A 22,446-nucleotide genomic window follows, 5' to 3' on the forward strand; every position below is an offset into this window, starting at 1 on the left:
ATCGGGCTGCATTGCCCGCATTAATAATATTTGACGCGCATTGGAGATCGGCATGAATGCAACGACAGCAGCAAGTCTGGCGGGAAGCCGGCAGAACTCGTGGCGGGCAGTGGTGGCCGCCTCGATCGGCAACGCGCTGGAATGGTTCGATCTGGTGGTGTACGGTTTTTTCGCGGTGGTCATTGCGAAGCTGTTTTTCCCGGCCGGTAACGAAACGGTTTCGTTGCTCCTCACGCTCGGCACTTTCGGCGTGTCGTTCTTCATGCGCCCGCTCGGCGCCATCGTGATCGGCGCTTACGCGGATCGCGCCGGCCGCAAGGCGGCACTCACCCTGTCGATCCTGCTGATGATGGCCGGCACCCTGATCATCGCCATTCTGCCGACCTACAACAGCATCGGACTCGCCGCGCCCGTCATTCTGGTGGTCGCGCGGCTGATGCAAGGATTCTCGGCGGGCGGCGAATTCGGCAGCGCGACGGCGTTTCTCGCGGAGCACGTGCCGGGGCGGCGCGGTTTCTTCGCCAGCTGGCAGGTCGCGAGCCAGGGGCTCACTACGCTGCTCGCGGCCGGCTTCGGCGTGCTGCTGACCGGCAAGCTGTCGCCGGATCAGATGGCTTCGTGGGGCTGGCGCGTACCGTTCTTTTTCGGTCTGCTGATCGGCCCGGTTGCGTGGTACATCCGCACCAAACTCGACGAGACGCCGGAGTTCCTCGCGGCGGAAACCACCACCACGCCGCTGCGCGACACGTTCAACAGCCAGAAACTGCGCCTGCTGATCGCCATCGGCGTGGTCGTGCTGGGCACGGTGTCCACGTATCTCGTGCTGTTCATGCCGACTTACGGCGTGAAGCAACTGGGACTCGCGCCGTCGGTGGCGTTTTCGGCAATCGCGCTCACCGGCCTGATCCAGACGGTGTTCTCGCCGCTGGTCGGTCATCTCTCGGACCGCCACGGACGGACCACGATCATGCTGGCGTCGGCGCTGCTGCTTCTCGTGCTGATTTACCCGGCGTTCGTGTATCTGGTCGCGCATCCGACTTTCGGCACCTTGATGGCGCTGCAAATCGTGTTCGGCTTTCTGATGACCGGCTACTTCGCCGCGCTGCCAGGTTTGCTCTCGGAAATGTTCCCGGTGCAGACACGCACAACCGGCATGTCGCTGGCCTATAACATCGCCGTGACGATCTTCGGCGGCTTCGGCCCGTTCATCATCGCGTGGCTGATCAGCGCGACGGGCTCGAAGGCCGCGCCGAGCTACTACCTGATCTTTGCCGCGCTCATCAGCCTCGCGGCGCTGCTGACGGCGCGCCGCAAGCTCGGCTTCCGCTAATCCAGCTTGACGGCGGTAAACGCAAAAGGCCGGTTCACGATGAACCGGCCTTTTTTATTGCATGCGAGGTCGGGTTAAGCTTCGACCAACGCAAGCAGGATCAGACTTGCGCGCCTGCGTTCGGATCGTTCGGATCGGTGCCGACCTTCTTGTCCTTCAGCAGATCTTCACGCTTCACGCCGAACCACATGGCGAGCGCTGCCGCAACGAACACCGACGAGTAGATACCGAACAGAATACCGACCGTCAGTGCGAGCGCGAAGTAATGCAGCGTCGGACCGCCGAACAGGAACATCGACAGCACCATCATCTGCGTACAACCGTGGGTGATGATCGTGCGCGACATCGTGCTCGTGATGGCGTGGTTGATCACTTCGATCACGCTGAGCTTGCGTTCGCGGCGGAAGGTTTCGCGAATCCGGTCGAAGATAACGACGGATTCGTTCACCGAGTAGCCGAGCACCGCAAGCACCGCCGCCAGCACGGACAGCGAGAACTCCCACTGGAAGAACGCGAAGAAGCCGAGAATGATGACCACGTCGTGCAAGTTTGCGATCACGCCGGCCACCGCGTACTTCCATTCGAAGCGGAACGACAGGTAGATCACGATGCCGACGACCACGCAGGCGAGCGCCAGCAGGCCGTCGGTGGCGAGTTCCTTGCCGACCTGCGGGCCGACGAACTCGACGCGCTGCAACTGCACTTCAGGCGTATCCGCCTTCAGCGCGCCCATCACCTGGTCGCTCTGCTGCGCCGACGTGAAGCCCTGCTTGAGCGGCAAACGGATCAGCACGTCGCGCGAGGTGCCGAAGTTCTGCACCTGTGCGTCGGCGTAACCGAGTTTGGCGAGCGAGCCGCGCACCGGATCGAGCGGCGCGGCGCCCGGATATTGCACTTCGATCACCGTGCCGCCGGTGAACTCCACCGACAGATGCAGCCCGCGGTGCACCAGGAAAAACACGGCAGCCAGAAACGTCAGCAACGAGATCGCGTTGAAAATCAACGCGCGCTGCATGAACGGAATGTCTTTGCGGAAACGGAAAAATTCCATGGTCTAGTTCTCCGGGGTTCAGCGGGACGAACCCGGTTTCTGCGGCGCATTGCGGCGACGCACGGTCGGCTTGCCGGCCTGCGCCTTCGCGGCGGCTGCCTTCGGCTTCGCGGCTGCGGCGACGGCTTGCGCCGTGTCGGTGGCCGCGTCGTCGTTGCCGAGGTAGGCGGCTGCGCCGTCGATACCTTCCGCCTGCGGACGCCACACCTGACCGATTGCCAGCGACTTCAGTTTCTTCTTGCCGCCGTACCAGAGATTGACGATACCGCGCGAGAAGAACACCGCCGAGAACATCGACGTCAGAATGCCGATACAGTGCACGATCGCGAAACCGCGCACCGGGCCCGAACCGAACGCGAGCAGCGCGATACCGGCAATCAGCGTGGTGACGTTGGAGTCGAGAATGGTCGCCCATGCGTGCGCGTAACCGTTCTGGATTGCCAGCTGCGGCGGTGCGCCGTTGCGCAGTTCTTCACGCACGCGCTCGTTGATCAGCACGTTCGCGTCGATGGCCATACCGAGCGCCAGCGCGATAGCGGCGATACCCGGCAGCGTGAGCGTGGCCTGCAACATGGACAGCACCGCGATCAGCAGCAGCAGGTTGACCGACAGGCCGATCATGGAAATCACGCCGAACAGCATGTAGTACGCGATCATGAAGACGGCGATCGCCGCGAAGCCCCACACCACCGAGTGGAAGCCCTTCTTGATGTTGTCCGCGCCGAGGCTCGGGCCGATCGTGCGTTCTTCGATGATGTCCATCGGCGCGGCCAGCGAGCCGGCGCGCAGCAGCAGCGCGAGGTCGGCGGCGCCTTGCGGCGTGGCCTGGCCGGTGATCTGGAAGCGGTCGCCCAGTTCGGACTGGATGGTCGCCACCGTCAGCACTTCGCCTTTGCCTTTCTCGAACAGCACCATGGCCATCGGCTTGCCGATGTTGTCGCGCGACACGCTGCGCACCGCGCGGCCGCCCGCCGAGTCGAGACGGATGTTCACCGACGGACGCTGATGCTCGTCGAAACCCGCCGACGCGTCGATGATGCGGTCGCCCGTGAAGATGATCTGCTTGCGCAGCAGCACCGGCGTCTGGTTGCCTTGCGTGAACAGCTCGTCGCCCGGCGGCACCGGATCGGACGGATTCGGATGCGTGTTGACCGGGTCGGCGAGACGCGCTTCGAGCGTTGCCGTGCGGCCGATGATGTCTTTCGCCTTGGCCGTGTCCTGCACGCCCGGCAACTCGACCACGATACGGTCGGAGCCTTGCTGCTGGATCACCGGTTCGGCCACGCCGAGTTCGTTCACCCGGTTATGCAGCGTGGTGATGTTCTGCTTGAGCGCGGCGTCCTGCACGGCTTTCTGCACGGCCGGCGTAAACGTGCCGACCAGTTGAATGCCGCCGTCCGGCGCCGTTTGCGAGGCCCACTGGAGTTCGCCGATGCCGCGTGCCAGCTGCTTCGAGGCTGCGTCCGCCGTGGCCTGGTCGGCGAAATTGATCACTACCGTCTGGTTGACGCGGTTCACGCCGCCGTCGCGAATGTTGTTGTCGCGCAGGAGCGTGCGTGCGTCGGAGGCGTCGGAGTCGAGCTTCTTGTTCAGCGCGCCGGCCATGTCGACCTGCAGCAGGAAGTGCACGCCGCCGCGCAAATCGAGACCGAGGTACATGGGCAGTGCGTGCAGCGCGGTCAGCCAGCGAGGCGAGGCGCTTTGCAGGTTCAGCGCGACGACGTATTGCGGGTCGGCCGGATCGCTGTTCAGGGACTTCTGCAGCAGGTCCTTCACGCGCAATTGCGTGTCGGTGTCCAGAAGGCGCACGCGGATGTTCGCGTTGGTCGACGAATTGTCGAACGTGACGTCTTCAGGCTTGATCTGACTTGCGGCGAGCGCTGCTTCGACCGCCGACAGCGTGGCCGAGTCGAGCTTGACCGTCGCCTTGCCGCTCGACACCTGCACCGCCGGCGCTTCGCCGAACAGGTTGGGCAGCGTGTACACGAGGCCGATGACCAGAGCCACCAGCATCACGGCGTATTTCCAGAGGGGGTAACGATTCATGAGTGGTCCAACGGGAAGGTTGGCTTGGAAGCGATGCATCCGGCGATGAGCGCGGGCGATTCAGCGTGGCGTTGCATAGCGTTGCGGAACCGCCGGCGAGGCCGCGCCGGATGCGAGAGAGCAGGCCTTACAGCGACTTGATCGTGCCCTTCGGGAGAATCGTCGTGACCGACGCCTTTTGCACGGTGATTTCCGTGCCTTCCGAGATTTCGACGCCGACGTAAGCTTCACCCACCTTGGTCACCTTGCCGACGATGCCGCCGTTCGTCACCACTTCGTCACCCTTGGCCATGGCGGCGAGCATGTTGCGATGCTCCTTCTGGCGCTTCATTTGCGGGCGAATCATGATGAAGTACAGCACGCCGAACATCAGGATCAGCGGCAGGAAGCTCATCAGGTTCGATTCAATGCCACCTGTTGCTGTGCCTTGGGCGAAGGCATTGGAAATGAACGACACGTTGGTCTCTCCGTTATAAATCAAAACGATCAAAAAAATCAGCCGGTTATTCTACCACCGGCCAACCTTGGCCCGGCGCGGCGAATCGGCTTTCCGATCAAGCTGTTAAAGCCTTTTCACACGCGACGAAAGTTAATTGTAAGTTTTTTCTCGTTGCGCCGAAGGATTGTTCCGCGGAATCGGCTGCTGCGGCGGTTCCAGCCGCGACAGCCGCAGCGGAACCGCCTAATCGATGCCGCGCGCGCGGTTCTCGTGGAAACGCTTGCGGAACGCCTCGAACAGTTTGGCGTCGATCGCGTCGCGCATTTCCTGCATCAACTCGAGGTAGTAGTGCAGATTGTGGATCGTGTTCAACTGCGCACCGAGGATTTCCCCTACACGATGCAGATGGTGCAGGTAGCCGCGCGTGAAATTCCGGCAGGTGTAGCAGCCGCATTGCTCGTCGAGCGGACGCAGCGAATTCTTGTGCGCGGCGTTGCGGATCTTGATGTCGCCGAAACGCGTGAAAAGCCAGCCGTTGCGCGCGTTGCGGGTCGGCATCACGCAGTCGAACATGTCGACGCCGGCGGCGACGCCCGCCACCAGATCTTCCGGCGTGCCGACGCCCATCAGGTAGTGCGGCTTGTCGGCCGGCAACTTCGGACCGATGTGGTTCAGCACGCGCATCATGTCTTCCTTCGGCTCGCCGACCGACAGGCCGCCGATCGCCAGGCCGTGGAAATCCATTTCCGCGAGACCGGCGAGCGACTCGTCGCGCAGGTCTTCGAACATGCCGCCCTGAACGATGCCGAACAGCGCATTCGGGTTGCCGAGCGCGTTGAATTCGCTGATGGAGCGGCGCGCCCAGCGCATCGACATGCGCATGGAATCGGCGGCTTCCTGGTGCGAAGTCGGCACTTTGTTGGTGGCGTACGGCGTGCATTCGTCGAACTGCATGACGATGTCGGAGTTCAGCACCTTCTGGATCTGCATCGAAACTTCCGGCGACAGGAAGAGTTTGTCGCCGTTGATGGGCGACGCGAACGTGACGCCATCTTCGGTGATCTTGCGCAGATCGCCGAGCGAAAACACCTGAAAGCCGCCGGAATCGGTCAGGATGGGCTTTTTCCAGCCCATGAAACCATGCAGGCCGCCGTGCGCCGCGATGGTTTCGAGCCCCGGGCGCAGCCACAAATGGAACGTGTTGCCGAGGATGATCTGCGCATGCATTTCCTCGAGTTCGCGCGGCTGCACGGCCTTGACGGTGCCGTAAGTGCCCACCGGCATGAAGATCGGCGTTTCAACTACGCCGTGGTTGAGTGTCACGCGGCCGCGCCGCGCCTGGCCGTCCGTACCGAGCAGTTCGAACTTCAGTCCGTTCCCGGGAGGCACGGTGGCGGCGTCGTGGCTCGCGCAGGTGTTGCAGGTACCGCTGGAATCGTGGGTATGACCGTCGGTCATGAAAAGCTCCTGTGCCACCGGAAAACAGTCCGGCGCAAATGGTGAATGCCGCCGGGCAGGCCTCGGCGGCTGGGTCAAGAAAACTCGAACAGCACGGTCAGGCGGACTGCCTGAACCGCGCCGTGGAAATCAGCTGTCGCGGCGCGTGAGCAGCATGGCGTCGCCGTAGCTGAAGAACCGGTAGCGCTGCTCGATCGCGTGGCGATAAGCCTCGCGAATCGTGTCGACGCCCGCGAACGCCGACACCAGCATCAGCAATGTCGACTTCGGCAGGTGGAAGTTGGTGACCAGCCGGTCGACCACGCGGAACCGGTAGCCCGGCGTGATGAAAATATCGGTTTCCGTGCTGGCCGCGGCGAGCGGCCGGCCGGCCGCTTCGGCGTCGCGCGCGGCGGCTTCCAGCGCACGCATCGACGTCGTGCCGACCGCGATCACGCGGTTGCCGCGCGCGCGCGTGGCGGCGATCTTGTCCGCGAGCGTTTGCGGCAGGTGATACCACTCGCTGTGCATCTTGTGCTCGGCGAGGTTCTCGACCCGCACCGGCTGAAACGTACCCGCGCCAACGTGCAAGGTGAGCGTGGCGCGTTCGACACCCTTGGCGTCGAGCTGGGCCAGCAGCGCGTTGTCGAAGTGCAAACCCGCCGTGGGCGCGGCGACCGCACCCGGATTTTGCGCGAACACCGTCTGATAGCGGGTTTCGTCCGTTGCGTCGGGATCGTGCTCGATGTATGGCGGCAGCGGCAGCCGGCCGAACTGTTCGATCAGGGTCAGGCAGTCGTCCGGGAAATGCAGCGTGTAGAACGGCTCGACGCGCTCGCCGAGCGTGACGTCGAACGCGTCGGCGAGACGGATCGTCGTGCCGGGCTGCGGGCTCTTGCTGGCGCGAATCTGCGCCAGCGCCGTGCGCTCGCCGGTCAGGCGTTCCACCAGCACCTCGACCTTGCCGCCGCTGGCCTTCTGGCCGAGGAAACGCGCCTTCAGGACTTTGGTATCGTTGAACACCAGCAGGTCGCCCGGCGTGATGCAGTCAGGCAGTTCGGCGAAGCGGCGGTCGACGAGACGCGCGGGCGCGGCGCCTGCTGCCGTGTTGTCCACTTCGAGCAGACGGCTGGCGCTGCGCTCGGGCAGCGCCACTTGCGCGATCAACTCGGGTGGCAGATCGAAATCGAAATCGGAAAGCGTAAACATGCGGACGACTGGAAGCGAATTGGGACTGAATTGAGCCGAAGCCGGAGCCGGGCGGCTATGATTGCGGGACGCCAAAGCGGCCCGCTAGCCCGCGCGCCGTATGGCGCACGACACCTTTGACAGCCGATATTGTACTTGCGAAGCAACTCATGCCTTTGTCCGAACGCCGATTGCCCGATGCCACCGACGAAGAGAGCGCCGAGCCGAAGCGCCGCGTCTCGCGGGGCAAGGCGGCGGCGGACCTGAGCGGCCGCGAGCCGGATGCCCCGGCCGGACAGCAGGAAGCCGCAGCCACCGCGCCCGAATCCGCCGGCAAAAATGCGGCCTCTGCCGCGAAATCCGCCCGCAAATCCGCGGAAAAAGCGCCGGCAAAACCCGTCGACAAACTCGCCAAACTCGGTCTCACGCGCGACATCGATCTCGTTCTGCATCTGCCGATGCGCTACGAGGACGAAACGTCGCTGACGCCGATCGGCCATCTGCTGCCCGGCGGCATCGCCCAGACCGAGGGCGTGGTGTTCGACAACGAGATCGCCTATCGTCCGCGCCGCCAGCTTCTCGTGAAACTGCACGACGACGCCGGCGACGAACTCGTGCTGCGCTTTCTCAACTTCTACGGCTCGCAGGTCAAGCAGATGGCGATCGGCGCGCGCCTGCGAGTGCGCGGCGACGTGCGCGGCGGCTTCTTCGGGATGGAGATGGTCCATCCGGCCGTGCGCGTAGTCGACGAAAACACGCCGCTGCCGCAAGCGCTCACGCCGGTTTATCCGAGCACGGCGGGCGTGACGCAGGCTTATCTGCGCAAATCGATCGACAACGCGCTGTCGCGCGTGTCGTTGCCGGAATTGCTGCCCGCGCCGGTCGAGCAGGCGTATCTGAAGCCGCTCGACGTGCCGGGTCTGATGGACGCCGTGCGCACGCTGCATCATCCGGGCGTGCAGTCCGATGAAACGGCGCTGATCGACGGCACGCATCCGGCGTGGGTCCGCATCAAGTTCGAGGAGCTGCTCGCGCAGCAGATGTCGCTCAAGCGCGCGCACGACGAGCGCCGCACGCGCGCCGCGCCGGGCATGCCGCGCCGGAAAATCGGCGACGAGGCCTCGCTGGTCGCGCGTCTGCTCAAGGCTTTGCCGTTTTCGCTGACCGCCGCGCAGGAGCGTGTGTGCGGCGAGATCGCGCTCGATCTCACGCAGCCGCATCCGATGCAGCGGCTCTTGCAGGGCGACGTGGGCAGCGGCAAGACCGTGGTGGCGGCGCTGGCCGCCGCGCAGGCGATCGACGCCGGCTACCAGGCCGCGCTGATGGCGCCGACCGAAATCCTCGCCGAGCAGCACGCGCGCAAATTGCGCGGCTGGCTGGAGCCGCTCGGCGTGAGCGTCGCGTGGCTGGCCGGCAGTCTCAAGACGAAAGAAAAGCGCGCGGCGATCGAAGCGGCGGCACTCGGCACCGCGCAACTCGTGATCGGCACGCACGCGATCATCCAGGACGCGGTCGAGTTCGCACGGCTCGGGCTGGTGATCGTCGACGAGCAACACCGATTCGGCGTCGCGCAGCGGCTCGCGTTGCGCGCCAAGGCGCAAAACGCCGCCGACGGCGCGCGCGATTTCCAGCCGCATCAGTTGATGATGACGGCGACACCGATTCCGCGCACGCTCGCCATGACCTATTACGCCGATCTCGACGTCTCCACGATCGACGAATTGCCGCCGGGACGCACGCCGATCCTGACCAAGCTGGTGTCCGACGCGCGGCGCGAAGAGGTGATCGGCCGCGTGCGCGAGGCAGCGCTCACGGGACGGCAGGTGTACTGGGTGTGTCCGCTGATCGAAGAAAGCGAGACCTTGCAGTTGCAGACCGCCGTCGAGACCTACGAGACGCTCGTCGCGGCACTGCCGGAGTTGAACGTCGGCCTCGTCCACGGCCGCCTCGCGCCCGCCGAAAAAGCTGCGGTGATGGACGCGTTCACACGCAACGAGGTGCAGTTGCTGGTCGCGACGACGGTGATCGAAGTGGGCGTCGACGTGCCAAACGCGTCGCTGATGGTGATCGAGCACGCCGAGCGCTTCGGGCTCGCGCAATTGCACCAATTACGCGGACGCGTGGGGCGCGGCAGTGCGGCGTCGGTGTGCGTGCTGCTCTACACCGGTCCTTTATCGATGACCGCGCGCGCGCGTCTGCAGACCATGCGCGAAACCACCGATGGCTTCGAGATCGCGCGACGCGACCTGGAGATTCGCGGTCCCGGCGAATTTTTGGGCGCCCGGCAGTCGGGCGCGGCGATGCTGAGGTTTGCAGATCTCGAGAATGATCAATGGCTGATCGAACCGGCCAGAGAGGCTGCAGCGGTTTTGCTGGAGAAATATCCCGAGGTGGTAGTGCAGCATCTGGCTCGATGGCTGGGGGCTAAAGAGCAGTATTTGAAGGCCTAAAAGGGGGGCCTTGCAGGGGTGCTTTTTGGTTGTTTTGCCTGTGGCGGCTGTGTTTTTTATGTTTGTGGTTTATTAGTGTTGCCCCTGTGCGGGGCGGCACTTACTTTCTTTGCCGCGGCAAAGAAAGCTAAGCAAAGAAAGCCGCTCACACCGCTAACCCTAAGCGGGCACCTCTCATAACAACGCGGAGTGGCAGCCGATAGGGCCGGCCGTGGATCGTTATCCGTAGTGGTACAGCAGTCATCAGTTCCGGCGACGCTGCGCGCGCCGGAGCGGTACTTCACCAAACCACTCACTTCGTTTTTCGCTGTGCCAGCCGTCGGCTTCGCCTCGGCGAGAAGCCAATTTGGAAACTTGTGGTTTCCCCTGCATGCCGCTCGGCGCGCGGAGCGCCGCCGGAACTGATGACGGCCTTGTCACTCACGCGGAGTGCGCGACGGCCCGGACGCTCCGGGGCCACCGCCGCAGAGAAGCGCCGCTGATAACGAATAGCATTAGCGGTGTGAGCGGCTTTCTTTGCTTACCTTTCTTTGCCGCGGCAAAGAAAGTAAGTGCCGCCCCGCACAGGGGCAACGCTAATAAACCACAAACATAAGAAACAGAGAAACCACAAACACAAGAATCACAGCCGCGCGCAGGCAAACACCAAAACCAAAACCAGCCGCCGCAGGCCCCCACCCCAACCGCGTACAATACCCCCTTATCTAACGCCTTCCGGCAACCTCAATGTCCTTCGATTTCTTTCTCCCCTGCCCGCGCGGCCTCGAAGCCTCGCTTGCGGCTGAACTCGCCGAAATAGCGGCTAAACACCTGAACGGTGCGCCGTTCACGGCCGGCGCTCAGGTCCCCGGCGGTGTGCATTTCCGCGGCGGCTGGGCTGCGGGCATGGCCGCGAATCTGCATTCGCGTCTGGCCAGCCGCGTGCTGCTGAAAATCGCGCATCGCCCGTACCGCAGCGAGCAGGACATCTACGCGCTCGCCGTCGAGCAGCGTTGGGAGCAATGGTTCTCGGCGAATGAAACGCTGCGTGTCGACGTCACCGCAATCAAGTCGCCGCTGCGCAGCCTCGAATTCACGACGCTGCGCGTGAAAGACGCGATCTGCGATCGTCTGCGTGAAGTGAGCGGCGCGCGTCCGAGCATCGACACCGCCATGCCCGACGTGCGCGTCTTCGCCTTCCTCACGGCCACCGACTGCACGCTCTATCTCGACACGTCCGGCGACCCGCTCTTCAAGCGCGGCTGGCGTCTGGACAAAGGCGCGGCGCCGCTGCGCGAAAACCTCGCGGCCGGCATCCTGCGTCTGACCGGTTGGACCGCCGGCACGCCGCTGTACGACCCGATGTGCGGCAGCGGCACCTTCCTCGCGGAAGCAGCCCAGGTTGCGCTGAACATCGCGCCGGGCGCGGAGCGGCGCTTCGGCTTCGAAAAGCTCAAGCAGTACGACGCGAAAACCTGGCAAACGCTGAAAGCTGCCGCGCTCGACGCCAAACACGCAGCCCGCAACTCGCGCGCCGATCTGCAGATTTTCGGCAGCGACATTTCCGGCGATATGCTCGACAAGGCGCGTGCGAACTTCCAGCGCGCAGGTCTGCCTTCCATTCCGCTCAAGCAGGTGGACGCGCGCGGCATGACGGCGCCGTCGTCGGAGGCGGGCATTCTCGTCGCCAATCCGCCGTACGGCGAACGGATCGAAGTACGCGGACGAAATGCGCGCGGCGAACTTCGCGAAGGCCGCGCCACGCGCGAGAGCCGCGACGAAGAAAGCTTCCACCGCGCGCAGGAAGAAGCGCCGGACAGCGAGTTCTTCCACTCGCTCGGCGACGCGCTCAAGCAACGTTTCACCGGCTGGCATGCGTTCATCCTCACATCGGATCGCAAGCTGCCTGGGCAGTTGCGTCTGCGTGAATCGACCAAGACGCCGCTCTTCAACGGCGCGCTCGAATGCCGTCTGTTCCGCTTCGATCTGATTGCAGGCAGCGTGCGTCAGCGTCCGCAGAACAACGATACGCCGGCAGCCTGATACGTCCTGACCGACACAGCCGGTCGGCAGCGAGCAGCAAGCCCAAGCAACAACGAAAACCGCGGACCGATCTCCGCGGTTTTTTTTTCGCCTTCACGTCCCGAGCGAAAGCGAAACAACGCACCATCGGCGCCCGCCGTGAAAGCCGCACGTCCACCCTACTGACACCACGCTGTCAGCAGCCCCCCCGCACACTCCTTCTCACGCCATCCGGCGCTTGCACGGCCTACCGCCATCACGAGGAGCATGTCATGTCCGCATCATCCAAAGTTGTTGCATGGTTCGAAATCCCGTCGGTCGACTTCGATCGCGCCGTCCGTTTTTACGAAGCCGCGCTCGACGTCAAACTGAATCCGCAGGAATTCGGCGGCCAGCCGATTGCGGTCTTCAACTACGAAGAACCGGCGACCGGCGGCGCGATCGTCCACAGTCCGTCGATGACACCGTCGGACGATGGCGTCATCGTCTACCTGAACGCCCGGCCGACCGTCGACGCCACGCTCGCGCGCATCGAAAAGGCCGGCGGCAAGACCGATGGACCGGTGATCAAACTGCCGCAGGACATCGGCTATATCGCCTTCTTCACGGACACCGAAGGCAACCGCCTCGGCCTGCATTCGCCGACCAACGGCTAACGGGAATAAACCGGCGCCCGCAGTACGCACCGGCGACCGGAGCGCGGCATGCGGCGCTATCATCGGGGACCTGTTCCCGTCCTTTTCTACAAGACGCCCACGATGACGCGCCGCGCCGACCGCCTGTTCCAGATCGCCGAACTGCTGCGCGGACGGCGCCTGACCACCGCGCAGCAACTCGCCGACTGGCTGCATATTTCGCTGCGCACGGTTTATCGCGACGTGCGCGATCTGCAACTCTCGGGCGTGCCGATCGAAGGTGAAGCCGGGATCGGTTATCGGCTGAGCCGGGCAGCGAGTCTGCCGCCGCTCACTTTCACCGCCGACGAACTGGCCGCCCTCGCGGCGGGCGCGCGGATGCTCGAATCGTGGGGCGGCGCGGGCTTCGCCAGCGGCGCGCGCGGCGCACTGGCCAAGATCGCGTCGGCGATGCCGGCCGACAAACGCGCGACGCTCGAACGGCTGGCGATCTTCGCGCCCTCGTTCCATATCAAGGCAGAATTCTCGGCGCGCGTGGATGTGTTGCATCGCGCGATCGACTCACGTCAGGTGGTGAGTTTCGCCTACGTCGACGCAAACGGAGCGGCAACCGAGCGGCGTGTATGGCCGCTCGCGCTCGCCTATTGGGGTGCGCGCTGGACACTCGGCGCATGGTGCGAAATGCGCGAAGACTTTCGCAATTTCGGGCTGGAAAAAATCGACCGGCTGCAGGTGCACGAATCCTATCCGGATCTGGAAGGACGGCGGCTCGCCGACCTGCTGCGGCATGTCAACGCGAAGCCGCGCTGAGCGTCGAACGCCGTCACGATCCGCCGCGGCCGAAGCACGCGGCAGATCGTAGCGCCCTCATCATTCCACCGCTTTCACCATGTCTTCGATCACCTTCTTGGCGTCGCCGAACACCATCATGGTCTTGTCCATGTAGAAGAGGTCGTTGTCGAGACCGGCGTAACCGGCTGCCATCGAGCGCTTGTTCACGATCACCGTACGCGCTTTGTACGCTTCGATGATCGGCATGCCGGCAATCGGCGACTTCGGATCGGTCTTCGCGGCCGGATTCACTACGTCGTTCGCGCCGAGCACCAGCACCACGTCCACCTGACCAAACTCGCCGTTGATGTCGTCCATCTCGAACACCATGTCGTAGGGCACTTCGGCCTCGGCGAGCAACACGTTCATGTGACCCGGCATGCGCCCCGCCACCGGGTGAATCGCGTACTTCACCTCGATGCCCTTCTCGACCAGCTTGTCGGTGAGTTCCTTCAACGCGTGCTGGGCGCGCGCCACCGCAAGACCGTAACCCGGCACGATCACCACGGTTTCCGCGTTGCCGAGCATGAACGAGGCGTCGTCGGCCGAACCTGATTTCACCGGACGCTGTTCCGCCGAGCCGCCGGCTACCGCCGCACCCGCATCGTTACCAAAGCCGCCCAGAATCACGTTGAAGAACGAGCGGTTCATGGCGCGGCACATGATGTACGACAGAATCGCACCGGACGACCCCACCAGCGAGCCCGCGATAATCAGCATCGGATTGTTCAGCGAGAAACCGATGCCTGCCGCCGCCCAGCCCGAGTACGAGTTCAGCATCGACACCACCACCGGCATATCCGCGCCGCCGATCGGGATGATGATCAGCACGCCGAGCACGAAGGCGATCAGCGTCATGATGATGAACGGCAGCCACGATTGCGTGAGGAAGAAGATGATGCCGAAGCCGATCATGGCGAGCGCGAGCAGCAGATTGATCAGGTGCTGTCCGGCATACACGACCGGCGCGCCCTGAAACAGTCTGAACTTGTACTTGCCCGACAGCTTGCCGAACGCGATGACCGAACCGCTGAACGTAATCGCACCCACGAACGTGCCGATAAACAGTTCGACGCGATTGCCGTACGGCAAAAAGCCGGGCGCCGTATTGTCGGGATCGACGAGTCCGAAGGCCGAGGGCTCCGACACCACCGCATACGCGATGCACACGGCAGCCAGACCGATCAGCGAGTGCATCGCCGCGACCAGTTCCGGCATCTTGGTCATTTCGACGCGCGCCGCGACGAACGCGCCGATTGCGCCGCCCACTACCAGCGCAACCAGCAGCAGTCCGAGTCCCAGACCGAGATTCGAGCCGAGCCCATTGGCCTGTTTGACGATCAGCGCGATGGTGGTCAGGATCGCAATCGCCATCCCGGCCATGCCGAAGGTATTGCCGATACGCGCGGTTTTCGGATTGGAGAGTCCTTTGAGCGCCTGAATGAAGCAGACCGACGCGACCAGATAAAGCAGCGTGACGACGTTCAGACTCATTACGCGTTCTCCTTGGCAGCGGCGGGAAGCTTCTTCGGTTCTTTCTTGCGGAACATCTCCAGCATTCGCCGCGTCACGAGAAAGCCGCCGAACACGTTGACCGCGGCCAGCGCGACCGCGAGCGTGCCGAAGAACTTGCCGGGTGTGCCCAGCGTAAGACCCGCGGCGAGCATCGCGCCGACGATCACGATCGCCGAGATCGCGTTGGTCACGGCCATCAGCGGCGTGTGCAACGCAGGCGTCACGTTCCAGACGACGTGGTAGCCGACGTAGATCGCCAGCACGAAGATGATCAGATTGATGACGGTGTGGTTGATGACTTCCATTGTCCAGTCTCCTGTCGAACAGAGCCGGCGCTGCGGCGCCTTACCCTGCTCCCATGCACGTTAGTGCGCTTAGGCCTTGCGCGTGACTTCACCGTCGCGAGCCAGCAAGGTGGCCGCGACGATGTCGTCCGCGAGATCGATGTTCAGGGCGCCTTCCTTCGTGACGATGAGCTTGAGGAAGTCGAGCAGGTTGCGCGCGTACAGCGAAGACGCATCGGCGGGCACCATCGAGGCAAGGTTCGTATAGCCGACGATCGTCACGCCATGTTTGATCACGACCTTGTCCGCTTCGGTGAGCGGACAGTTGCCGCCACGCTGACCTTCGTACTCCGCGCCGCGACCGGCCGCGAGATCGACCAGTACCGAGCCCGGCTTCATGGCCTGCACCGTTTCGACGGAGATCAGGGTCGGCGCGGCGCGGCCCGGAATCAGCGCGGTGGAGATCACCACGTCGGCCTGCTTCGCGCGTTCGTGCACCAGCGCCGACTGACGCGTGAGCCACGAAGGCGGCATCGGCCGCGCATAGCCGCCGACGCCCTGCGCGGCTTCGCGCTCTTCATCGGTTTCGTAAGGCACGTCGAGGAATTTGGCGCCGAGCGATTCGATCTGCTCTTTCACGGCGGGCCGCACATCCGACGCTTCGATCACCGCGCCCAGGCGCTTGGCCGTCGCGATGGCCTGCAAACCGGCCACACCGGCGCCGAGAATCAGCACGCGCGCCGCCTTCACGGTGCCGGCGGCCGTCATCAGCATCGGCATGAAGCGCGGGTAGAGCGTGGCGGCCAGCAGCACCGCCTTGTAGCCGGCAATGTTGGCCTGCGAACTCAGGACATCGAGACTCTGCGCGCGGGTCGTACGCGGCGCGGCTTCGAGCGCGAACGCCGTGATGCCTGCCGCCGCGAGCTTTGATGAGTTTTCGGTATTAAACGGATCGAGCATGCCGACCAGAACCGCGCCGCGTTTGAGCAACGGCAGTTCCGCGTCGGTGGGCGACTGAACCTTGAGCACGAGCTCGGCGCCGAATGCGCTCGCCGCATCGACGATCTCCGCGCCGGCGGCTGTAAAGGCTTCGTCTGGAAAGCTTGCGCCGGTGCCGGCGCCGCTCTGGATCGTGACCCGGTGGCCCTGGGTCACGTACTTCCTGACCGTTTCGGGCGTCGCGGCGACGCGGGTTTCGTGCGCGCGCGTCTCGGCTGGCACTCCGATGTGCATCGTTTCTCCTCCTCGACTTCCTGTTTTACGACAGATCGGCCGACGAGGCACGCCGGCTTGCGATTGCAACGGCTAACGCCTCACTTTAACCGAAACAGGGGGGTGCGCAGAAATCGGGGACAATCCGGGGTTGCCCAGCGGGCGGGGCGCGGCGTGGTTCGGCGGCGAGCGTGCCGCGCCGCCGCCGGCAGCGATCGTTCCGCTCCCGGCAGCCGCGGGCTATAAACGGTAAAATGCGCAGCCATGAAACCAGAAACCTGGGCGCCGCACGTCACCGTCGCGGCCATCGTCGAGCGTGACGGACGCTTTCTCATGGTCGAGGAAAACACCTCCGCCGGGCTGCGGCTGAATCAGCCGGCCGGCCACCTCGACGCAGGCGAAACGCTGCTCGAAGCGGCGGTCCGCGAGACGCTCGAAGAAACCGCGCATCCCTTCACACCCGAAGCGCTGGTGGGCATGTACATGACGCATTTCGAGCGTCCCGGCAGCGAAGGCACGACGTATCTGCGCTTCACCTATTGCGGCCGCGCCGCCGAAGCGGAACCGCACCGCGCGCTCGACCCGGACATCGTCCGTACGGTGTGGATGAGCGCCGAAGAATTGCGCGCCTGTCCGGAGCGGCATCGCACGCCGCTCGTCATGCAATGTATCGACGATTACCTCGCCGGCCGCCGTTTCCCGCTCGATTTCGTGCACACGCATTCGGTCGGACCCAAGGGCGCGGCGCAACGTCAGTGAATGGTCCGACGAAGGACCGAACGATTCAACGAAATCAGGTTGTACCCCAGTGAGCATCTTATGAGCAAGCAAAAAGTCGTAGTAGGCATGTCGGGCGGCGTCGATTCGTCGGTTACCGCGTGGCTGCTGAAAGAACAAGGCTACGACGTGGTCGGCCTGTTCATGAAAAACTGGGAAGACGATGACGACAGCGAGTACTGCTCGACGCGTCAGGACTGGATCGACGTGGTGTCCGTGGCGGACCTGATCGGCATCGACGTCGAAGCCGTCAATTTCGCCGCCGAATACAAGGACCGCGTGTTCGCCGAATTCCTGCGCGAATACTCGGCCGGCCGCACGCCGAATCCGGACGTGCTGTGCAACGCCGAAATCAAGTTCAAGGCCTTCCTCGATCACGCCATGTCGCTCGGCGCGGAAACCATCGCGACCGGACACTACGCACGCGTGCGTGAGAACAATGGCCGCTTCGAATTGCTCAAGGCGTTCGATCACACGAAAGACCAGTCCTACTTCCTGCACCGTCTGAATCAGGCGCAGTTGTCGGAAACATTATTTCCGCTCGGCGAGATTCCGAAAACCAAAGTGCGCGAGATCGCCGAACAGATCGCACTGCCGAACGCGAAGAAGAAAGATTCGACCGGCATCTGCTTCATCGGCGAACGTCCGTTCCGCGATTTCCTGAACCGCTATCTGCCGACCAAGCCCGGCCCGATGAAAACCACCGACGGCAAAGTGGTCGGCGAACATATCGGGCTGGCGTTCTACACCTTCGGTCAGCGCAAGGGCATCGGCCTGGGCGGCAGCAAGGAAGGCAGCGGCGAGCCGTGGTTCGTCGCCGGAAAAGACATTGCGTCGAACACGCTGTACGTCGCGCAAGGCCACGACCATTCCTGGCTGCTCAGCCATACGCTCAGCGCGGGCAACACGAGCTGGGTGGCGGGCGAACCGCCGGCCGAGGGTTTCGCCTGCGGCGCGAAAACGCGTTACCGGCAAACAGACGCGCCCTGCACCTTCAGCGCGGCAGACGTCGAACCGGGTCTCTTCGAACTGAATTTCGACACCGCGCAGTGGGCTGTCACACCAGGGCAATCGGCGGTGCTCTACGATGGCGACGTATGTCTTGGCGGCGGCATCATCGAACACGCGGTAACCGCGCAACCGGCGGGCCGCCAAACGCAAACGGCAGCGCTCCTGAGCGCGCGCTGAACGTCGCTTCACTATAAAAAGCAGGCATTCGTTTCTCTTCGCGGCGAATACCGCCTGCGCCGACAGCGTGGGCGATCTCGCCGTGACGATCTCACTGCACGGGAGTCCCCATGTTTTCTCGACGTTATCTGGCGATGTGGTGCGCGCTCGCGCTATTCGCCGCCTGTGCCGCGCTCGCCGCGACACATCATGTGTCCTGGTTCTGGATCGTCATACCCATCGCGCTGGTCGCGCTCGGCCTGTTCGACCTGGCGCAGCAGCGCCACGCGATTCTGCGCAACTATCCGCTGTGGGGCCACTTCCGCTTCCTGTTCGAATTCATCCGTCCGGAGATCCGTCAGTATTTCGTCGAAGGCGACACGGACGAAAAGCCGTTCTCGCGCGTGCAACGCAGCATCGTTTATCAGCGCGCGAAAAACGACGTGGATAGCCGTCCGTACGGCACCGAACTCGACGTCAAAGCCGTGGCGCACGAATGGATCAGCCACTCGCTCGCGCCCACCACGCTCGACAGCCACGACTTCCGCATCGTCGTCGGTCCCGATCGCGCGCAACCGTATTCGATGTCGATCTTCAACGTCTCGGCGATGAGCTTCGGCTCGCTGTCGGCCAACGCGATCATGGCGCTGAACCTCGGCGCGAAGAAAGGCAACTTCGCGCACGACACCGGCGAAGGCTCGATGTCGAAGTATCACCGCGAGCATGGCGGTGACATCATCTGGGAAATCGCCTCGGGCTACTTCGGCTGCCGCAACGACGACGGCACCTTCAGCCCGGAAAAATTCGCGAAGCAGGCCGCCGAGCCGCAAGTGAAGATGATCGAGGTGAAGCTCTCGCAAGGCGCCAAACCCGGTCACGGCGGCGTGCTGCCGGCGGCCAAGATCACGCCGGAAATCGCGGAGACGCGCGGCGTGCCGATGGGACGCGACTGCATTTCGCCCGCCACGCATTCCGAGTTCTCGACCCCGCGCGGTCTGCTCGAATTCGTCGACCGTCTGCGCACGCTGTCGGGCGGCAAACCGACCGGCTTCAAGCTGTGCATCGGTCATCCGTGGGAATTTTTCGGCATCGCCAAGGCCATGCTCGAAACCGGCATCCTGCCGGACTTCATCGTCGTGGACGGCGCGGAAGGCGGCACGGGCGCGGCACCGCTGGAATTCACCGACCACGTCGGCGTGCCGCTGCAGGAAGGTCTGCTGCTGGTGCACAACACGCTGGTCGGGATCGGCTTGCGTCAGCGTATCCGCATCGGCGCGAGCGGCAAGATGATCACGGCGTTCGACATCACGCGCACGCTGGCCATCGGCGCCGACTGGGTGAACGCGGCACGCGGCTTCATGTTCGCGGTGGGCTGCATTCAGGCGCAGACCTGTCACACCGGCCGCTGTCCGACCGGCGTCGCCACGCAAGACCCCGTGCGCCAACGCGCGCTCGTCGTGCCCGACAAGGCCGATCGCGTCTTCAACTTTCATCACAACACGCTGCACGCGCTGAAGGAAATCGTTCAGGCCGCTGGGCTCAAGCATCCGGCGGAACTGCGCGCGCATCACATCGTGCGGCGCGTGTCTTCGCACGAGGTGCAGTTGATGTCCGAACTGTTGAAGTACCTCGATCCGAACGACCTGCTGAACGGCAACTATCGCTACACCCTGTACGAGAAATATTGGCCGATGGCGCAGAGCGATTCCTTTTCGCCCAAGGTGGAACTGGCCGCCACCTGACGCCCGCCCATCGCGATCGACGCACCGCGCGTCGATCGCTTCAAGGTCGCTCATCTGGCGACTTCACCAGATACATAAGATTCCTTAAGAATTCGTCTTATATACAAGCGTCGCCACGAATCGTAAATTGACGGGTCTTCTGTCCCCGCTTAGTTTCCATGGCTACGACTGCTATTTCTTCTTCCGCTCACGCGTCGGCGGCTTCCGTTCAGGTGGCGCTCGGCGCGCACACGCAACTCGTCCAGACCCGCCACGGCTGGATGCTCGCCAATCCGAACGACTTCTATCTCGGCCGCGCCCTGATCGAATACGGCGAATGCAGCGAACTGGAATCGGCGGTGTTGCGGCAACTGCTGGTGCAGCCGGGCATCGTCGTCGAGGTGGGCGCGAACATCGGCGTGCATACCGTCATGCTCGCGCGCGAGGCGCTGGCGCGACGCCAGGTGCTGGTGGCGTTCGAACCGCAGCCGGTGATCTTCCAGAACCTCTGCGCGAATCTCGCCGCCAACGGCGTGCGCAACGTGCTGGCTTGGCCCTATGCGTGCGGCACCACACCGGGAACCCTGCATTTCGTGCAACCGGATTACGACGCGCCGGGCAATTTCGGCGGCGTGGCCATGCTGACCGAAGCCACGGCCAATACCACGCCCGTGCCCTGCGTGCGGCTGGACGACGTTCTGCGCTCGCACACGGTGGGTCTGCTGAAGCTCGACATAGAAGGCTTCGAACTGAACGCATTGCAAGGCGCCGAAGAAACCATCGCGCGCTCGCGGCCCACCATCTACGTGGAAAACGACCGGCTCGACAAGTCGCAGGCCTTGATCGAATGGCTGTGGTCGAAGGCTTACCGATTGTGGTGGCATCTGCCGCCGCTGTTCAATCCCACCAACTTCTTCGGGCGGGCAGAGAACATCTACGGCGGGCTGTTGTCGTGCAATATGCTTGCGCTGCCCCGCGAACTGGAAATGGAAGTCGACGGATTCACGGAAGTGACGCATTCGGATTTGGCTCGGCATGCATTGAGGGGCTAGCAGGACAGGCGCTCGAACTCCCGCTTTCCCCACCGCCCGCGCGCCGGTCGCGCGCCGGTCGCGTTATCGCACGCACACAAACGCCGGCTGTCCCGCCCAGCCCCCCCGTGACCGGCCGCGCACAGCCCGCGGGCACCTCGCCGGCACGATCGAGCCGCAACCTCGCATCGCCCCACCCCGGCAAAACGGACACCCCCCTCCCTTTCCGTTAAAATCTACGGTTTAGCACTTCGCTCCACGGCGAGTCCCGCGCGCTTCGGCGCTCAAGGCGCGCCCTCATGCCCGAAAGGCACTTCATGCTCACGTTTCAGCAAATCATCCTGACTCTGCAGTCCTACTGGGACAAACAGGGTTGCGCGTTGCTCCAGCCGATCGACATGGAAGTCGGCGCGGGTACGTCCCACGTCCATACTTTCCTGCGCGCCATCGGTCCGGAACCGTGGCGCGCGGCCTACGTGCAACCGTCGCGTCGTCCGAAAGACGGCCGTTACGGCGAGAACCCGAACCGTCTGCAGCACTATTACCAGTACCAGGTGGTGTTGAAGCCGGCGCCGGAAAACATCCTCGACCTGTACCTCGGCTCGCTCGAAGCGCTCGGCTTCGACCTGAAGCAGAACGACGTGCGCTTTGTCGAAGACGACTGGGAAAATCCCACGCTCGGCGCCTGGGGCCTGGGCTGGGAAGTGTGGCTGAACGGCATGGAAGTGACGCAGTTCACGTACTTCCAGCAGGTCGGCGGGCTGGATTGCAAGCCGGTGCTCGGCGAGATCACCTATGGTCTGGAACGCCTCGCCATGTATCTGCAGAAGGTCGAGAACGTCTACGACCTGATCTGGACCGAGTGGGAAGAGCAAGGCCCGAACGGCCCGGAAATGCGTCGCCTGACGTACGGCGATGTTTATCACCAGAACGAAGTCGAACAGTCCACCTACAACTTCGAGCACGCGAACGTCGATCTGCTGTTCACGTTCTTCAACAGCTACGAAGCCGAAGCGAAGCGCATGATCGAAGCGCAGATCGCATTGCCCGCGTACGAACTGGTGCTGAAAGCCGGCCACACGTTCAACCTGCTCGATGCACGCGGCGCCATTTCGGTCACGGAGCGCGCCGCCTACATCGGCCGGATTCGCGCGCTGTCGCGCCTCGTCGCGCAGGCGTATTACGACTCGCGCGAAAAGCTCGGCTTCCCGATGCTCGGCAATCCCGTGCACGGCGTGCCTGGCCTGACGACCGACGAACAGGACGCCGCGATGCCCGCCTGGGCGCCGCCGCTGAAAGTCGAACGCAAGATCGATCCGGACTGACGAGAA

At 63.7% G+C, this 22,446-nt stretch carries 18 protein-coding genes; 10 read left to right on the forward strand and 8 right to left on the reverse strand.

Going from position 1 to position 22,446, the window contains the following annotated elements:
- The first annotated feature begins 52 nt into the window (after positions 1 to 52).
- Entirely contained in the window at positions 53 to 1,330 is a 1,278-nt protein-coding gene (locus P3T18_RS08260; protein ID WP_429299431.1) for an MFS transporter, read from the forward strand.
- Between the two features lie 100 nt (positions 1,331 to 1,430).
- On the opposite strand, the gene secF is transcribed toward P3T18_RS08260, so the two are convergent.
- The 5 genes from secF to queA all read right to left on the reverse strand — a co-directional run bounded on the left by secF (position 1,431) and on the right by queA (position 7,512).
- Complete coding sequence (gene secF, locus P3T18_RS08265; protein ID WP_429299432.1) at positions 1,431 to 2,381, reverse strand: protein translocase subunit SecF; 951 nt, start codon at positions 2,379 to 2,381, stop codon at positions 1,431 to 1,433.
- Between the two features lie 18 nt (positions 2,382 to 2,399).
- Positions 2,400 to 4,427, reverse strand: a complete 2,028-nt coding sequence (gene secD / locus P3T18_RS08270; protein ID WP_429299433.1) for a protein translocase subunit SecD — start codon at positions 4,425 to 4,427, stop codon at positions 2,400 to 2,402.
- A gap of 127 nt (positions 4,428 to 4,554) precedes the next feature.
- Positions 4,555 to 4,884 carry a preprotein translocase subunit YajC gene (gene yajC, locus P3T18_RS08275; RefSeq protein WP_007179286.1) on the reverse strand — a complete coding sequence of 110 codons (330 nt, stop codon included), beginning with the start codon at positions 4,882 to 4,884 and terminating at the stop codon, positions 4,555 to 4,557.
- Positions 4,885 to 5,109: 225 nt separating this feature from the next.
- Entirely contained in the window at positions 5,110 to 6,324 is a 1,215-nt protein-coding gene (gene tgt, locus P3T18_RS08280) for a tRNA guanosine(34) transglycosylase Tgt (RefSeq protein ID WP_429299434.1), read from the reverse strand.
- A gap of 129 nt (positions 6,325 to 6,453) precedes the next feature.
- Positions 6,454 to 7,512: a tRNA preQ1(34) S-adenosylmethionine ribosyltransferase-isomerase QueA gene (gene queA, locus P3T18_RS08285; RefSeq protein WP_429299435.1), complete on the reverse strand. Its 1,059-nt coding sequence runs from the start codon at positions 7,510 to 7,512 to the stop codon at positions 6,454 to 6,456.
- A gap of 149 nt (positions 7,513 to 7,661) precedes the next feature.
- On the opposite strand from queA, the gene recG reads away from it, so the two are divergent.
- From recG to P3T18_RS08305, 4 genes are all read left to right on the forward strand, one after another.
- Positions 7,662 to 9,941, forward strand: a complete 2,280-nt coding sequence (gene recG / locus P3T18_RS08290; protein ID WP_429299436.1) for an ATP-dependent DNA helicase RecG — start codon at positions 7,662 to 7,664, stop codon at positions 9,939 to 9,941.
- A 726-nt stretch (positions 9,942 to 10,667) separates the two neighbouring features.
- Complete coding sequence (locus P3T18_RS08295) at positions 10,668 to 11,963, forward strand: THUMP domain-containing class I SAM-dependent RNA methyltransferase (RefSeq protein WP_429299437.1); 1,296 nt, start codon at positions 10,668 to 10,670, stop codon at positions 11,961 to 11,963.
- A 251-nt stretch (positions 11,964 to 12,214) separates the two neighbouring features.
- Positions 12,215 to 12,598, forward strand: a complete 384-nt coding sequence (locus P3T18_RS08300; RefSeq protein ID WP_429299438.1) for a VOC family protein — start codon at positions 12,215 to 12,217, stop codon at positions 12,596 to 12,598.
- A 48-nt stretch (positions 12,599 to 12,646) separates the two neighbouring features.
- Positions 12,647 to 13,387: a helix-turn-helix transcriptional regulator gene (locus P3T18_RS08305; RefSeq protein ID WP_429299439.1), complete on the forward strand. Its 741-nt coding sequence runs from the start codon at positions 12,647 to 12,649 to the stop codon at positions 13,385 to 13,387.
- A gap of 60 nt (positions 13,388 to 13,447) precedes the next feature.
- Here P3T18_RS08305 and P3T18_RS08310 read toward each other — a convergent pair whose 3' ends face one another.
- The 3 genes from P3T18_RS08310 to P3T18_RS08320 all read right to left on the reverse strand — a co-directional run bounded on the left by P3T18_RS08310 (position 13,448) and on the right by P3T18_RS08320 (position 16,440).
- Positions 13,448 to 14,902 carry an NAD(P)(+) transhydrogenase (Re/Si-specific) subunit beta gene (locus tag P3T18_RS08310; protein ID WP_429299440.1) on the reverse strand — a complete coding sequence of 485 codons (1,455 nt, stop codon included), beginning with the start codon at positions 14,900 to 14,902 and terminating at the stop codon, positions 13,448 to 13,450.
- Positions 14,902 to 15,228, reverse strand: coding sequence for an NAD(P) transhydrogenase subunit alpha (locus P3T18_RS08315; protein WP_012431753.1), 327 nt, complete (start codon positions 15,226 to 15,228; stop codon positions 14,902 to 14,904). Before P3T18_RS08315 ends, P3T18_RS08310 begins: the two co-directional genes overlap by 1 nt.
- A gap of 69 nt (positions 15,229 to 15,297) precedes the next feature.
- Positions 15,298 to 16,440: a Re/Si-specific NAD(P)(+) transhydrogenase subunit alpha gene (locus tag P3T18_RS08320; RefSeq protein WP_429299441.1), complete on the reverse strand. Its 1,143-nt coding sequence runs from the start codon at positions 16,438 to 16,440 to the stop codon at positions 15,298 to 15,300.
- A 243-nt stretch (positions 16,441 to 16,683) separates the two neighbouring features.
- Here P3T18_RS08320 and P3T18_RS08325 point away from each other — a divergent pair, with 243 nt between their 5' ends.
- From P3T18_RS08325 to glyQ, 5 genes are all read left to right on the forward strand, one after another.
- Positions 16,684 to 17,178 carry an NUDIX hydrolase gene (locus P3T18_RS08325; RefSeq protein ID WP_429299442.1) on the forward strand — a complete coding sequence of 165 codons (495 nt, stop codon included), beginning with the start codon at positions 16,684 to 16,686 and terminating at the stop codon, positions 17,176 to 17,178.
- A gap of 60 nt (positions 17,179 to 17,238) precedes the next feature.
- Positions 17,239 to 18,384: a tRNA 2-thiouridine(34) synthase MnmA gene (gene mnmA, locus P3T18_RS08330; RefSeq protein WP_429299443.1), complete on the forward strand. Its 1,146-nt coding sequence runs from the start codon at positions 17,239 to 17,241 to the stop codon at positions 18,382 to 18,384.
- A gap of 110 nt (positions 18,385 to 18,494) precedes the next feature.
- Positions 18,495 to 20,105, forward strand: a complete 1,611-nt coding sequence (locus tag P3T18_RS08335) for an FMN-binding glutamate synthase family protein (RefSeq protein WP_429299444.1) — start codon at positions 18,495 to 18,497, stop codon at positions 20,103 to 20,105.
- Positions 20,106 to 20,263: 158 nt separating this feature from the next.
- Complete coding sequence (locus P3T18_RS08340) at positions 20,264 to 21,136, forward strand: FkbM family methyltransferase (protein WP_429299445.1); 873 nt, start codon at positions 20,264 to 20,266, stop codon at positions 21,134 to 21,136.
- Positions 21,137 to 21,432: 296 nt separating this feature from the next.
- Positions 21,433 to 22,440, forward strand: a complete 1,008-nt coding sequence (gene glyQ, locus P3T18_RS08345) for a glycine--tRNA ligase subunit alpha (protein ID WP_429300071.1) — start codon at positions 21,433 to 21,435, stop codon at positions 22,438 to 22,440.
- Positions 22,441 to 22,446: the final 6 nt, after the last annotated feature.

This window comes from Paraburkholderia sp. GAS199, assembly GCF_050436585.1.
In the GTDB taxonomy this organism is placed as follows: Bacteria; Pseudomonadota; Gammaproteobacteria; order Burkholderiales; family Burkholderiaceae; genus Paraburkholderia.